Consider the following 14,392-nt stretch of genomic DNA (forward strand, 5'->3'; position numbering starts at 1 on the left):
TCACCGCACGAGGCAGGGCCGCTTGTCGTCGAAGGTCCAGCCGGGGATCAGATACTGCATCGCGACGGCGTCGTCTCGTGCGCCGAGCCCGTGGCTCTTGTAAAGTTCATGAGCCTTTTCGATGGCGCCGCGGTCAATCTCGACGCCGAGCCCGGGTTGCTCGGGCACTGCGATCCGGCCGCCCTTGATCTGCAGCGGCTGTTTGGTGAGCGCCTGGCCGTCCTGCCAGATCCAATGGGTGTCGATCGCGGTGACCTTGCCGGGCGCGGCGGCGGCGACATGGGTGAACATGGCGAGCGAAATGTCGAAATGGTTGTTGGAGTGCGAGCCCCAGGTCAGGCCGTTGTCCTTGCAAGTCTGCGCGACGCGCACCGAGCCCTGCATGGTCCAGAAATGGGGATCGGCGAGCGGAATGTCGACCGCGCCGAGCCGCAGCGCATGGCTGAGCTGCCGCCAGTCGGTGGCGATCATGTTGGTCGCGGTCGGCAGGCCCGTGGCGCGGCGGAATTCGGCCATGATCTCACGGCCGGAGAAGCCGGCCTCGGCGCCGCAGGGATCCTCGGCATAAGCGAGGATGCCGTGCATGTCCTTGCATAGCCGGATCGCCTCGTCCAGCGACCAGGCGCCGTTGGGATCGAGCGTCACGCGCGCCTGCGGGAAGCGCTTGGCGATCGCGGTCACCGCCTCGATCTCGGCCTCGCCCTTGAGCACGCCGCCCTTGAGCTTGAAGTCGGCGAAGCCGTAGGCGTCATGGGTAGCCTCGGCGAGGCGCACCACGGCCTCCGGCGTCATCGCTTCCTGATGGCGCAAGGTGTACCAGCCCTCACGCTCGCCGTCGCCAGTGGCATAAGGAAGATCGGTCTTCTTGCGGTCGCCGACGAAGAACAGATAGCCGAGCGCCTCGACGGATTTGCGCTGCTGGCCCTCGCCGAGCAGCGCCGCCACCGGCAGGCCGAGATGCTGGCCGAGCAGGTCGAGCAGAGCGGATTCGACCGCCGTGACGGCGTGGATCATCACGCGCAGATCGAACGTCTGCTTGCCGCGGCCGCCGGCATCGCGGTCGGCGAACGTGCTGCGCATCTTTGCGAGGATGGTGTTGCAGGCGCCGATGCTCTGGCCGACGATCAAGCCCTTGGCATCCTCCAGCGTCTGCCGGATCTTCTCGCCGCCGGGCACCTCGCCGACGCCGGTATGGCCGGAATTGTCGGTCAGGATGACGAGGTTGCGCGTGAAGAACGGCCCATGCGCGCCCGAGAGATTGAGAAGCATGCTGTCACGCCCGGCGGCCGGAACGACCTCCATGCCGGTGACGACCGGCGCGCCGGAGATTCCTGTGCTGGTGGCTTCGTGACTCATGTGCTCCTCCTTCGTCTCTCGTTCGTCTTCCCCTCATGGTGAGGAGCCCGCCACGTGGCGGGCGTCTCGAACCACGAGGCCCCGGCTGTGGCCTCATCCTTCGAGACGCCTGCTGCGCAGGCTCCTCAGGATGAGGGGACGCAGCTTAGCCTCGTCTTACTCGTCGCTTCCCCTCATGTGAGGAGGCGCATAGCGCCGTCTCGAACCATGGGGCCCTGGCTGTGGCCTCATCCTTCGAGACGCCTGCTGTGCAGGCTCCTCAGGATGAGGGGACACAGCGCAGCCTTGCAGTTACTCTGCCGCCTGCTGCGCCGAGGCGGCCACTGGCAGCGCCTTCACCAGCGCGGTCAGCTCGGCCATCTCGGCCTCGGTCAGGTCAGTCAGCGGCAGGCGGACCGGGCCGGAGTCGCGGCCGATCACCTTCATGCCGGCCTTGATGATCGAGACCGCGTAGCCCTTCTTGCGGTTGCGTATCGCGATCAGCGGCAAAATGAAATCCTTCAATCCGGCATGGATCGTGGCGTGATCGCGCTTGCGCACTGCGGCATAGAAGTTGGTGGCGAACTCCGGCACGAAGTTGAACACGGCAGAGGAGTAGGTCGTCACGCCCATGTCGAGATAGGGCAGCGCAAAGGTTTCCGCAGTCGGCAGGCCGCCGATATAGGTCAGGCGGTCGCCCATCTTGGTGTAGACGCGGGTCATCAGCTCGATGTCGCCGATGCCGTCCTTGTAGCCGACCAGGTTCGGGCAGCGCTCGCACAGCCGCGCCAGGGTGTCGGGTTGCAGGATCGCGTTGTCGCGGTTGTAGACGATGACGCCGATCTTGACCGATTTGCAGACCGCCTCGACATGGGCGGCAAGGCCCTCCTGCTCGGCGTGCATCAGATAGGGCGGCAGCAGCAGCAGGCCGTCGGCACCGGCCTTCTCGGCTGACATCGCGATCTCGCGCGCGATCGCGGTGCCGTAGCCGGTGCCGGCAAGCACGGGCACGCGGCCCTTGGTCTCGTCGACGGCGACCTTCACCACTTCGGGCACCTCGGCTGCCGTCAGCGAGAAGAACTCGCCGGTGCCGCCGGCGGCGAACAGGCCGGCCACGTCATAACCGCACAGCCAGTCCATGTTGGAACGGTAGGTGGTCTCGTCGAAGGAGTAGTCGGCCTTGAACGGCGTCACGGGGAAGGAGAGCAGGCCGCTGCCGATCTTCGCAGCCATTTCCTGAGGGGTCATCTTGCTCATCGCGCGGGTCCTTCACGAATGTCCTTTGGAATGAGCGCGGCGATTGCACAGCGGGCATTCCTCACGGCGCTGTCGTAGGACCAAGTTCGATGCCGGTCCAAGCCAATGACGGTATCGATTGATACGGATGGCGTATCAATCTTCCGTCTGTTGCACCGCAAGGCGGCCGGCCAGCTCGACCAGCGCCGGCAGCAGCGGATTGTCGTGCTCGCGCCGCCAGACCAGGAACAGCTCGGCCGGCGTTGGATTGCGCAGCTTGAGCGGCCGCAGCCGGACGTCGGCGATCTTGAGGCTCGCGGCAGCGGCCGGCACGATTGCAAGCCCCAGGCCGGCGCGTACCATCGCGAGGATGGAATGGATCTGGCTGAGATGCTGCACGTAGCGCGGCAGCACCTCGGCGCGCATGAACTGCGACACCAGGAGATCATGAAAATAGCGCGCCTCGGTCTGCGAATACATGATGAAGGGCTGGCCGTCGAAATCGCGGATCGACACGGCGTCGGCGGAGGCCAGCCGATGCCGGCGCGGCACGGCGGCGCAGAGCGGCTCGGCGACGACGCGCCGGGTGGCGAATTCAGGCCGCGCGATCGGCGGCCGCAGCAGGCCGGCATCGATCTGGCCGGAGGCGAGTGCCTCGATCTGGTCGCCCGACACCATCTCCTTCAGCGACAGGTCGGCCTCGGGCAGCTCGCTGCGGCAGGCGGCGACGAGGTCGGGCAGGAAGCCATAGGCGGCGGCCGCGGTGAAGCCGATCTTGAGCGAGCCGCTCTTGCCGCTGGCGATGCGCTGCGCCACCTGCGCGGCGCTTTCCGCCATCTTCAGGATGCGCCGCGCCTCAGGCAGGAAGCTGCGCCCGGCCGGCGTCAGCTTCACCGAGCGGCTGGTGCGTTCCAGCAGCGCGGCATCGATGATGTGCTCCAGCACCTGGATCTGCCGCGACAGCGGCGGCTGCGTCATGTTCAGCCGCACGGCCGCGCGCCCGAAATGCAGCTCCTCGGCCACGGTGACGAAGCAGCGCAGCTGGTTGAGATCGAACATTGATGCTTCCAGGGTATGGATGGGGCGATGATTGCGGCGTTGGTAGCATCGATCTGACGCGTTGGGAACGGCAGCGACCGGCTGTCTGGTTATGGCCCGGCTGCATCGGCTCCCTCCACCGTCGTCCCGGCGAACGCCGGGACCCATACCCCCAGGGAGCGGTTCGAGGCAGGCTGGCCGTTGGCACTTTGCTCCTCACATCCGCTGCGGAGTATGGATCCCGGATCGGCGCATCGCCGCGCTGACGCGCGTCGATGCTGGTCCGGGACGACGGCGGTGGGTGTGGTGGATTTACGGGTCAAAGAGCAAAGTAAAGGAGTGGGGCCACGCAACCGCAATCTCGCGGCACATCATGCCCGAGCTTTGCGATCAGTCCGTCCCTCGCAAACATGCAGAGGGCGCAGGGAATGCCGGGTGAGGGCCTCACCCATGGCCCGCCTGCATAAGAAAGTGCAGGCGGCAGGTACCACAGGCAAAGCCGAAACACGCCGGCATTCCCTGCGCGATGGGTTTCACGCTTATACGCAGTCTCCCTGGTGCGCCGGCTTGTTGGCCACCATCACCACGCGGCGCATCGGCGCCATCGCGGTTTGATACCAGCTTCGGGGTATCAGGACGCTGCGACTTCACGTCCGCGATGGATCGTTCGTCCGCACCCTCGTGAGAGGGCGCTGCGATCTCTCGCGGCCATCGCATCCCCGCCTCGCGTGTCGTGACGATCGCGCGCTACGCCCCTGCTGCTTGAGGCGGGATGGGAGGAGATAAACATGATTGCTGAAAAATCGCAATAAGATTTTGATTGAGAGAAGGCAACTCCAGCGAAGGTGCGCTCCCCTCCCCCTTGCGGGGAGGGGTTGGGGGTGGGGGTCTCCGGGCGCTGACCTCGGTGAGATGCGCTGAACGACACGTATTCAAGCACTCGCTCAGGATGCTCTGCGGGATCATTGCGCATCAATTGAAGCGCGACTCCAGGACCCCCAACCCCCGACCCCTCCCCGCAAGGGGGAGGGGAGCGCACCGTCTTCGCGGCAGGCTTTACGGGTTCTATTACAACGCAAAAAAACGGCGGCACGAGGCCGCCGTTCGAGTTTGAGACCACGCAAGGGGGCGTGGTGCTCAGGAGGCTCGGAGCTGGACGCGCTGGATGCGGCCGACGATGAACAGATAGGCGAACGCCGCAACCAGCGCATTGAGGCCGACGAACACCAGCGCGCCGTTGAACGAGCCGGTGGCCGACAGGATGTAGCCGATCACGATCGGGGTCGTGATGCTGGACAGGTTGCCGAAGGTGTTGAACAGGCCGCCGGAGACGCCGCCGGCTTCCTTCGGCGAGGTGTCGGAGACGACGGCCCAGCCGAGTGCGCCGATGCCCTTGCCGAAGAAGGCGAGCGCCATCAGGCCGACCACCAGCGCCTGGCCGTCGACATAGTTGCAGCCGATGATCGCCATCGACAGCAGCATGCCGCCGACGATCGGGATCTTGCGGGCGAGGGTCAGCGAGCCGGTCTTGCGCAGGATGGCGTCGGAGATGAAGCCGCCGAGCACGCCGCCGATGAAGCCGCACAGCGCCGGCAGGGTGGCGACGAAGCCCGCCTGCAGGATCGACAGGCCGCGCTCCTTGACGAGATAGACCGGGAACCAGGTGAGGAAGAAGTAGGTCAGCGTGTTGATACAGTACTGGCCGATATAGACGCCGAGCATCATGCGGTTCGACAGCAGCTGGCCGATATGCGACCAGGTCGGTCCGCCCTGGGAGGTCTTGCCGTCTCTCGTCTCGTCCTTGGCGCCTTCCATGTCGACCAGCGCGCCGCCCTGCTTGATATAGTCGAGTTCGGCCTCGTTGATACCAGGATGCTCCTTCGGCCCGTACATGGTCCTGATCCAGACCAGGCCCATGATGATGCCGAGCGCACCCATCACGGTGAAGACGTGGCGCCAGCCGAATTCGTGCGCGATCCAGCCCATCAGCGGCGCGAAGATCACGGTCGCGAAATATTGCCCGGAGTTGAAGAAGGCCGACGCGGTGCCGCGCTCATTGCTCGGAAACCAGGCGGCGACGATGCGGGCATTCGCCGGGAAGCTCGGCGCCTCGGCAAGGCCGACCAGGAAGCGCAGCGCGAACAGCGCGACGATCGCGGCGCCACCGGACAAGAAGCCGATCCAGCCCTGCATCATGGTGAAGATCGACCAGATCACGATGCTGCAGGCATAGACCCAGCGCGAGCCGAAGCGGTCGAGCAGCCAGCCGCCCGGCACCTGCGCGAGCACATAGGACCAGCCGAAGGCGGAGAACACGTAGCCCATCGCAACCGGATCGAGATGCAGATCCTTGGCGAGCGCGGGGCCCGCGATCGAGAGCGTGGCGCGGTCGGCGTAGTTCACGGTAGTGACCAGGAACAGCATGGTCACGATGAACAGCCGCACGCGCGAGCGGCGCAATCCTGCCGTAGTTACGATCGCGCTCATGCGCACACCTCTCTTAAACGTTCCTCAAGGACTGTCCTAGATGAGATGAAGGGCCGGGGTCCAAGCCGAAGCCTGTATCGATCAATGCCAATATTGGATCGATCCTGCGTGCTGCATGCTGGAGAGTCTGGACGTTGTCTGCCGGCGCCGGCGCGAACGCTGCGGCCGCAGCACCGGGCTGCTCGGGCTTGCACGCAACGGTTTTGCGCCTCGTGTGGCGCACTTTCGCCGCTCTCTCATGCCATCCAGGGGTGCCGAAAGCGTCTCTCCTCAAACCCTCCGTGCCGCATCGCCTTGCGCCAGTGAACTCGCTGACAACATCGTCTGCAAGCCGGTTCGTTCCGCTGGCTGGAAGTGGTCCGCACGGGACCGCGTGCATTCCATCATCTCTGCTTGTCTCGGCCGTTGCTGCATGCACAATCGTTCGCGCCGGCGAAAAAGGAGCCAGTCCGCGTGAAGGCCGTCTACACCGAGCTGCATCGCAGCCACGATCCGCAATTCTATCTGGTACGCGGCGTCATCAAGCGCACCACCGAGCAGCCGGAGCGGGCGGATCGACTGCTGGCAGGCCTGAAGGCCGGCAATCACGAGCTGGTCGCGCCGATTCAGTTCGGCCAGGAAGCGCGCGCGCGCGTGCACAGTCCGGAATATCTCAATTTCCTGGAGGAGGCCTGGGACGCATGGGCCGCGCTCAGCGACGCCGGCAGCGAGATGATTCCGAACATGCATCCGGTGCGCAACGCCGCGACCTATCCGACCCACATCGTCGGACGGCTCGGCTGGCACACGACCGACACCTCGGCGCCGATCGGGCCGGGGACGTGGGCCGGCGCCTGCGCCGCGACCGACGTCGCGGCCTCGGCGGCGCAGCTGCTGCTCGACGGCGAGGATGCGGTCTACGCCTTGTGCCGGCCGCCGGGGCACCATGCCTATCGCGACATCGCCTCCGGCTTCTGCTTCATGAACAATTCGGCGATCGCGGCGGCGCATCTGCGCCAGCGCCACGAGCGGGTGGCGATCCTCGACGTCGACGTCCATCACGGCAACGGCACGCAGGGCATCTTCTACGAGCGGCCGGACGTCCTGACGATCTCGATCCACGCTGACCCGACGCATTACTATCCGTTTGTCTGGGGCTATGCGCATGAGCGCGGCGCGGGTGCGGGCCTCGGCGCCAACCTCAACATTCCGCTCGCCTTGAAGAGCGGCGACGACACCTATCTCAAGGCATTCGAGACCGCGGCGAAGACGATCCATGCCTTCGCGCCTGGCGCGTTGGTCGTCGCGCTCGGACTCGATGCGTCCGAGCATGATCCGCTCAAGGGCCTGTCGGTGACGACGCCAGGCTTCCGCCGCATCGGAGCGGCGATCGCGCGGCTCGGCCTTCCCACCGTATTCGTGCAGGAGGGCGGCTATCTCTCCGACATCCTCGGTCAGAACCTGACCGCGGTGCTGGCGGGGTTCGAGGAGGCGCGGTGACGCGCGAAGCCGGCCGTGACGAAAGTAATGGATCTGCTCTGAAATCAGGCACCACCCCGGGGTTCCACGGTTCCATAAATGGAGCCTTCCTTAAGCATCACCCATCAATTGTCCCCGCATCTGGCCAAGGGGCCGCTTCAACGGCGAATGCGGGGACGGGCAATGGGTTTTCTCGATCATCTCAAGATCGTGTGGAAGATTGGTCTCATTGTTACGGTGCTGGCGATCACCGTCGTCGGCGTGGCCGCATTGGGGATCCAGCAACTCTCCGAGACGATCGACGACTTCAGCGGCCTTTCCGCGGAGCAATCCGTCAACCTCGCGGTCTCGCGCTCGCAGCGCCGGCTCGAGACCTATCATGCCGCGATCTACGCGACGTTGACCGAGAGCACCGCAGAAGGCAACGCTCGGCGACTCAAGACGGGCACGCAATCACGTGATGAGATTCAAGGACTGCTGGACGGCGCGCTCAAGGAGAACACATCGCTCAGCGCCGATGTCAACGCGATCGCGGCCGGGTTCAAGTCCGCCTTCGCGGCTTGTGATCCGGTTCTTGAAGCCGGCGCGAAGGCGACGACGGCCGAGGACAATGCCAAGGTCGCCGAGCGCGCGCACAGCGCGTGTGATCCCGTCATCGACAAGGTTCTCGAGGACACCCAGAAGTTCTCGCGCCGGAACATCGATCGCGTCGCGAAGGCGCGCGAAACCATCAAATACGAAGCACGGGGCTCGATCCGGCTCGTCATGATGGCAGGCGGCATCGGCGTGGTGCTCGGGACGTTGATTGCGCTGTTCATCGGCGTCAAGTCGCTGTCGCAGCCGATCGCGCGGCTGAAGATCGCGATGGAGCGTCTTGCCGGAAATGATCTGGCCATTGCGGTGCCCGAGACCGGGCGCGGCGACGAGATCGGCGACATGGCCAAGACGGTCGAGACGTTCAAGACGAACGGCCTCGAGGTCGCCCGGCTGAAACAGGCGCAGGAGGAATCCGCGCGGCAGAGCGCCGAGCAGCGCCGCCGCGACATGCACGACCTCGCCAACCGGTTCGAGCAGGCGGTCGGCGAGATCGTCCAGACGGTCTCCTCGGCGTCGACCGAGCTGGAGGCCTCCGCCAACACGCTGAACACCACCGCCGACCGTGCGCAGCGGTTGACGAGCGTCGTGGCCTCGGCGTCGGAGGAGGCATCGGCCAACGTCCATTCGGTCGCCTCGGCCGCGGAGGAGCTGTCGTCCTCGGTCAACGAGATCAGTCGCCAGGTGCAGGAATCGGCGCGCATGGCGGGCGAGGCCGTCACCCAGGCCCGCAAGACCAACGATCGTGTCAGCGAGCTGTCGAAGGCCGCGGCGCGGATCGGCGACGTCGTCGAGCTGATCAACACCATCGCCGGCCAGACCAATCTGCTGGCGCTCAATGCGACGATCGAGGCGGCGCGGGCCGGCGAGGCGGGACGCGGCTTCGCGGTCGTCGCCACCGAGGTCAAGGCGCTCGCCGAGCAGACGGCCAAGGCAACCGGCGAGATTGGCCAGCAGATCTCGGGCATTCAGACGGCGACGCAGGAGTCGGTCGGCGCCATCAAGGAGATCTCCGGCACCATCGAGCGTCTCGCGGAGATCGCCTCGACGATCGCGGCCGCCGTCGAGGAGCAGGGCGCGGCCACTCAGGAAATCTCCCGCAACGTGCAGCAGGCCTCGCGCGGAACGCAAGACGTCTCCACCAACATCGTCGACGTCCAGCGCGGCGCCTCCGAAACCGGCTCGGCGTCGTCGCAGGTCCTGTCAGCCGCGAAGACTCTGTCGACCGACAGCGAGCGGCTGCGCGGCGAGATCTCGAGGTTCCTCAGCACCGTGCGTGCGGCCTGAGCCCGCCCGGAACGCAAGGCGCGGACCGGGGATGCTGGCTTTTCACGGGTGAACCGTTGGCAAACATCATCAAGTTTCCGGCGGTTTCTCCTGGCGGTCGCGCCGCTCGGGTCGATACGACACCGGAGCGGTCGGCCGACATGCAGCTCGCAAAGCTCAAGAGCGTGCTCGACGCCTGGCAGCAGATCCTGCGTCAGCTCGACCGGCTGGCCGAGCGCGACGGCACCGGGCCTCTGGCCGAGCAGTCGCGCCATATCCGGCAACTGATCGCCGACGCCGAACGGGCCATCGCGCTGGTCCAGCACGGCGCCACGTCCGGCAGGGACCACGATCTGGACTAGCTCGCCAGCGCCTGCGGCACGCTGGCTGCGGCGTCCCGCTCCGCGACGCGCACGATCTCCATCGTCCGCATGACGCTGGCCGGGTTGACGCTGATCGAATCGATGCCGAGGCTCGCCAGATAGCGTGCCACCTCCGGATAGTTGGCCGGCGCCTCGCCGCAGATGCCGACATGGCGGTGGTTGCGATGCGCGCCCTCCACCGCGAGCTTGAGCATGGTCAGGAGACCGGGATCGCGCTCGTCGAAATCGAACGCGACGATGTCGGAATCGCGGTCGACGCCGAGCGTGAGCTGGGTCAGGTCGTTGGAGCCGATCGAGAAGCCGTCGAAATGTTTCGCGAACTCGTCGATCAGGATGACGTTGTTGGGGATCTCGCACATCATGTAGATCTCCAATCCGTGCTCGCCGCGGACGAGCCCGTGCCCGGCCATCGCCGCGATCACCTTCTCCGCCTCCGCAACGCGGCGGCAGAACGGGATCATGATCTTCAGATTGGCGAGGCCCATGACGTCGCGGACGCGCTTCAGGGCGGCGCATTCCAGCGCGAAGCCGGCGGCATAGGCCGGATGCGCATAGCGCGAGGCGCCGCGGAAGCCGAGCATCGGGTTCTCCTCCCTGGGCTCGAAGTCGGCGCCGCCAATCAGGCTGGCATATTCGTTGGTCTTGAAGTCCGACAGCCTGATGATGACCGGGCGCGGATAGAAGGCGGCCGCGATGGTGCCGACCCCTTCCGACAGCTGCTCCACGAAGAAGTCGGCGGGCTTCCTGTAGCGGGCGGTCAGTTGCTTGATCGTCGCGCGGTCCTTTGGCGCGGTCACCTTGTTCGGCGCAGCCAATGCCATCGGATGAATGCCGATCGACTGGTTGATGATGAACTCCATGCGTGCGAGGCCGACGCCGTCGTTCGGCAAGAGTGCGGTCTTGAAGGCGAGCTCGGGATTGCCGAGATTGACCATGATGTGGGTGTGCGGCTTGTCGAGCTTGTCGATCGCCAGACGCTGGACGTCGAACGGCAGGGCGCCGTCATAGACATGTCCGGCATCGCCCTCGGCGCAGCACACGGTGACGCTCGCGCCCGTCCTGGCGCGCTTGCTGAAATCCTCGGTGCCGACCACCGCGGGCACGCCGAGTTCGCGCGCGATGATCGCGGCATGGCAGGTCCGGCCGCCATGATCCGTGACGATCGCCGCCGCGGTCTTCATGACGGGCTCCCAATCCGGGCTGGTCGAGGTGGCCACTAGCACCTCGCCGGGCTTGAACGCGCGCAGGTCCGTTGCCGTTCTGATCAGGCGGACCTTGCCTGCGGCGATCTTCTCGCCGACGGCGCGGCCGGTCGCGAGCGGCTTGCCGGCCTTTTTCAGCACATAGGTCTCGACCGACTCCGGCCGCCGCTGCGAGGCCACCGTCTCGGGCCGGGCCTGGATGATGTAGAGCGCGCCGTCGCGGCCGTCCTTGGCCCATTCGATGTCCATCGGCGTCGGCCGGCCGGCCTTCTGCGAGTAGTGCTGCTCGACGGTGATCGTCGCCTGCGCCAGCTCCAGCACGTCGGAGTCGTCGATACAGAACCTGGCGCGCTCGGCCGGCGGGGTCGGCTCGATGCGCGTGGTGGCGCCGCGCGCGCCCGGCTTCGCATAGACCATACGCTTGCTCTTGGCGCCGAGCCGCCGCGACAGCACGCTGCGGAAGCCGGCGGCGAAGGTCGGCTTGTGGACGTAGAACTCGTCGGGATCGACCGCGCCCTGCACGATGGTCTCGCCGAGCCCGTAGACGCCGGTGATGAAGGCGACGTCGCGAAAGCCGCTCTCGGTGTCCAGCGAGAACATCACGCCGCTGGCGCCGCGATCGGAGCGCACCATCTTCATCACGGCCACCGACAGCGCGACCTTGTCGTGGGCGAAGCCATTGTCGATGCGGTAGGAGATCGCGCGATCGGTGTAGAGCGAGGCGAAGCAGCGGCGGCAGGTCTCGAACAGCTGCCTGGCGCCGCTGATGTTGAGGAAGCTCTCGTGCTGGCCGGCGAAGCTCGCATGGGGCAGGTCCTCGGCGGTCGCCGAACTGCGCACGGCCACCGCGACGTTGCGGCCATATTCCTGCTCGAGCTGCTTGTACGCCATGGCCACCTCGCGCCGGAGATCGTCACGATCGGTGGCGTCGAACACGATCGCGCGCGCCTTGGCCGCTCGCTTGGCGAGATCGGCGATGCGGCGTTTGTCGAGTCCGGCGAGCAGCTCACGCAACGCATCGTCGGCGCCGTCGGCGCGCAGCGCATCGCGATAGCTTGCCGCGGTCAAGGCGAAGCCGTTCGGCACGCGTACGCCCTGCGCCGCCAGCGCCGAATACAGCTCCCCGAGCGACGCGGTCTTGCCGCCGACGTCGGGGACGTCCTCGATGCGAAGGTCCTTGAACCAGCGAATATAACCGGATGCATTCATGGCGTGTCTCCCGCATCGCAGCGCGAGAGCCGAGTTTGCCGCGCCGGACGGCAGCCGGCTTGCGCAAGATCAAGCGGGGCATGTGCGTGGCTCCTTAGATGCGCTCATGAGCAAAGTTCCCCAGCCATTCGCCGAGCCAGGCGACCTCCGCTCTGCCGGCCCTGCCGAGGACGACAATGAGGATGGCGATCTGCAATGGTCGCGGTTCTGGCTGACGGCGCGGGGCTTCTGGCGGGGAGCGAAGGCGTGGCGGGTCTGGCTGCTGTGCGCCGTGCTGGTCGGCATCGTCGCGCTGCAACTTTATGTCCAGTTGCGCTTCAACACCTGGACCCGGGATTTCTTCAATGCGCTCGAGGGACGCGATCCGGCGCGGCTGCGTCAGCAGGCCATGCTGCTCGTGCCGCTATGTGCGGCAAGCGTCGTGCTGGCGATCGCCTCGGTCTGGGGCCGCATGACCATTCAACGCAATTGGCGGCAATGGCTGGCGGCGGAGGTGATCGACTACTGGATCGAGAACGACCGCTATGCGCGGCTCGCGACCACCAAGGGGGACCAGAAGATTCCCGAATACCGCATCGCCGAGGACGTCCGCATCGCCACCGATGCGCCGGTCGACTTCGCCGTCAACGTGGTCTCGTCGCTGCTGACGGCGGTGATCTTCCTGCAGGTGCTATGGCAGGTCGGCGGTCCGATCAGCTTTGCGATCTCCGGCCTTGAGTTGTGGTTGCCCGGCTACCTGGTCATCAGCGTCGTCGCCTATTCAGGCCTCGTCACCGGCGCGATGCTGTGGGTCGGTGCGCCGCTTACCCACGTCATCCAGGTCAAGAACCAGTCCGAGTCGGAGCTGATCACGGCCGCGCATCGGCTGCGCGACATCGGCGAGGGCGTGACGCCGAAAGAGGACAAACGTGGCGTGATTGCCGCGCTGTGGCAGGCGCTCGACCGCGTCATCCGGCAATGGCGGCGGCTGTGCTGGCGGCTGATGCGCATGACGCTGGTGTCGCATACCAACAGCCTGCTCGCGCCGATCATCGGACTCGTGCTGTGCGCGCCAAAATTCCTCGACGGCCAGATGACGCTCGGCGAGCTGACGCAGGCGGCGGCGGCGTTCACGCTGGTGCAGGGCGCGTTCAACTGGCTGGTCGACAATTACAGCCGCGTCGCCGACTGGATGTCGTCGCTGGAGCGCGTCGGCGGATTGCTGCTGTCGCTCGATGAGCTGAATGACGATGGCGTCGAGACGGTCACGCCGTCTGCAGCCGCACGTGAGCCAGCAGACGGTTGATATCAGCCGGGTCGCACAGCGCCGTGCCCGTGCGCAGCAGTGCGGCCGCGCCGGCGGCGACGGCGAAGCGGAACGCCTCGTCCATGGGCTCACCGGCGGCGAGCTTGGCGATCAAGGCGCCGAGAAAACTGTCGCCGGCGCCGACAGCGTTGACCGGCACCAGCGTCAGCGGCTGCGCACGCAGCACGCGCTCGGATGTCACCACGAGCGCGCCGAGATGGCCCATGGTCAGCGCGACGATCCTGGCCTTGCCTGTCGCAACCAGCGTTCGCGCGGCGGCTTCCCACGCCACCGCATCAGGCAGCTCGCCGCCGACGAGTTCGTGCATCTCGCGCAGCGACGGCTTGATCAGGTCGACGCCGCCTTCGACCGCCGCGGCCAGCGCAGGTCCGGATGTATCGAGGATGAACTGCGCGCCGCGTGCGCGCGCGATCTTCGCGATGCGCGCGTAGTAGTCCGTCGGCACGCCGCGCGGCAGGCTGCCGCTGCCGATGACGTAACGCGGGAACGGATCGAGTCCGCTGAGCAGCGCGAGCCCGGCCTGCGACTCGGCTTCGCTGAGCGTCGGTCCCGGCAGGATGAAGCGATAAGGCTGGCCGGTGGCGCGCTCCTGGACAAAGAAATCCTCGCGCGTGTCGTCATGCGTGGCCCAGGTGCGGCTGGCCACGCCTTCGCTCTCGACCAATTGCTTCAGCAGGAGGCCGGTTGGGCCGCCCACTGGATAGAGCGCCGTCACGTCGCCGCCGAGCCGCGTGATGACGCGTGCGACATTGATGCCGCCGCCGCCGGGATCGCGCCGCTGCGTGGTGCCGCGCAGCTTGGCCACGGGCACGATGCTCTCGACGGTCGTCGAGACATCGACGGCCGGGTTCGGCGTGATCGTGACGATGTCGCTCATC

The 14,392-nt window shown here is 66.4% G+C and carries 11 protein-coding genes; 5 read left to right on the top strand and 6 right to left on the bottom strand.

What is annotated here, in order from left to right; all coding sequences use genetic code 11:
• From gudD to BRADO_RS07365, 3 genes are all read right to left on the bottom strand, one after another.
• Entirely contained in the window at window positions 1–1,356 is a 1,356-nt protein-coding gene (gudD, locus tag BRADO_RS07355; protein WP_011924677.1) for a glucarate dehydratase, read from the bottom strand.
• A gap of 291 nt (window positions 1,357–1,647) precedes the next feature.
• Window positions 1,648–2,592 (bottom strand): 5-dehydro-4-deoxyglucarate dehydratase, encoded by a 945-nt coding sequence (gene kdgD / locus BRADO_RS07360; RefSeq protein ID WP_011924678.1) that lies wholly within the window; start codon window positions 2,590–2,592, stop codon window positions 1,648–1,650.
• Window positions 2,593–2,727: 135 nt separating this feature from the next.
• A complete protein-coding gene (locus tag BRADO_RS07365) occupies window positions 2,728–3,630 on the bottom strand; it encodes a LysR substrate-binding domain-containing protein (RefSeq protein ID WP_011924679.1) in 903 nt (300 codons plus the stop codon).
• Between the two features lie 429 nt (window positions 3,631–4,059).
• Between BRADO_RS07365 and BRADO_RS34925 the strand changes: the two genes are divergently transcribed.
• Complete coding sequence (locus BRADO_RS34925) at window positions 4,060–4,224, top strand: hypothetical protein (RefSeq protein ID WP_157872532.1); 165 nt, start codon at window positions 4,060–4,062, stop codon at window positions 4,222–4,224.
• A 522-nt stretch (window positions 4,225–4,746) separates the two neighbouring features.
• On the opposite strand, the gene BRADO_RS07370 is transcribed toward BRADO_RS34925, so the two are convergent.
• Window positions 4,747–6,096, bottom strand: a complete 1,350-nt coding sequence (locus BRADO_RS07370) for an MFS transporter (RefSeq protein WP_041756222.1) — start codon at window positions 6,094–6,096, stop codon at window positions 4,747–4,749.
• A gap of 453 nt (window positions 6,097–6,549) precedes the next feature.
• Between BRADO_RS07370 and BRADO_RS07375 the strand changes: the two genes are divergently transcribed.
• The 3 genes from BRADO_RS07375 to BRADO_RS07385 all read left to right on the top strand — a co-directional run bounded on the left by BRADO_RS07375 (window position 6,550) and on the right by BRADO_RS07385 (window position 9,776).
• Entirely contained in the window at window positions 6,550–7,575 is a 1,026-nt protein-coding gene (locus BRADO_RS07375; protein WP_041757366.1) for a histone deacetylase family protein, read from the top strand.
• A gap of 162 nt (window positions 7,576–7,737) precedes the next feature.
• A complete protein-coding gene (locus BRADO_RS07380) occupies window positions 7,738–9,435 on the top strand; it encodes a methyl-accepting chemotaxis protein (protein WP_041756223.1) in 1,698 nt (565 codons plus the stop codon).
• Window positions 9,436–9,491: 56 nt separating this feature from the next.
• On the top strand, window positions 9,492–9,776 hold the full coding sequence (locus tag BRADO_RS07385) for a hypothetical protein (protein WP_011924683.1): 285 nt from the start codon (window positions 9,492–9,494) through the stop codon (window positions 9,774–9,776).
• Here BRADO_RS07385 and ppsA read toward each other — a convergent pair.
• Window positions 9,773–12,208, bottom strand: coding sequence for a phosphoenolpyruvate synthase (gene ppsA, locus BRADO_RS07390; protein WP_011924684.1), 2,436 nt, complete (start codon window positions 12,206–12,208; stop codon window positions 9,773–9,775). The two genes, BRADO_RS07385 and ppsA, sit on opposite strands and share 4 nt — an antisense overlap.
• A 106-nt stretch (window positions 12,209–12,314) precedes the next feature.
• Here ppsA and BRADO_RS07395 point away from each other — a divergent pair, with 106 nt between their 5' ends.
• A complete protein-coding gene (locus BRADO_RS07395) occupies window positions 12,315–13,493 on the top strand; it encodes an SbmA/BacA-like family transporter (protein WP_011924685.1) in 1,179 nt (392 codons plus the stop codon).
• On the opposite strand, the gene BRADO_RS07400 is transcribed toward BRADO_RS07395, so the two are convergent.
• Window positions 13,453–14,391: a 1-phosphofructokinase family hexose kinase gene (locus BRADO_RS07400; protein ID WP_011924686.1), complete on the bottom strand. Its 939-nt coding sequence runs from the start codon at window positions 14,389–14,391 to the stop codon at window positions 13,453–13,455. The two genes, BRADO_RS07395 and BRADO_RS07400, sit on opposite strands and share 41 nt — an antisense overlap.
• Window position 14,392: the final 1 nt, after the last annotated feature.

Origin of the sequence: Bradyrhizobium sp. ORS 278 (assembly GCF_000026145.1) — a bacterium.
Classification (GTDB): Bacteria; Pseudomonadota; Alphaproteobacteria; order Rhizobiales; family Xanthobacteraceae; genus Bradyrhizobium.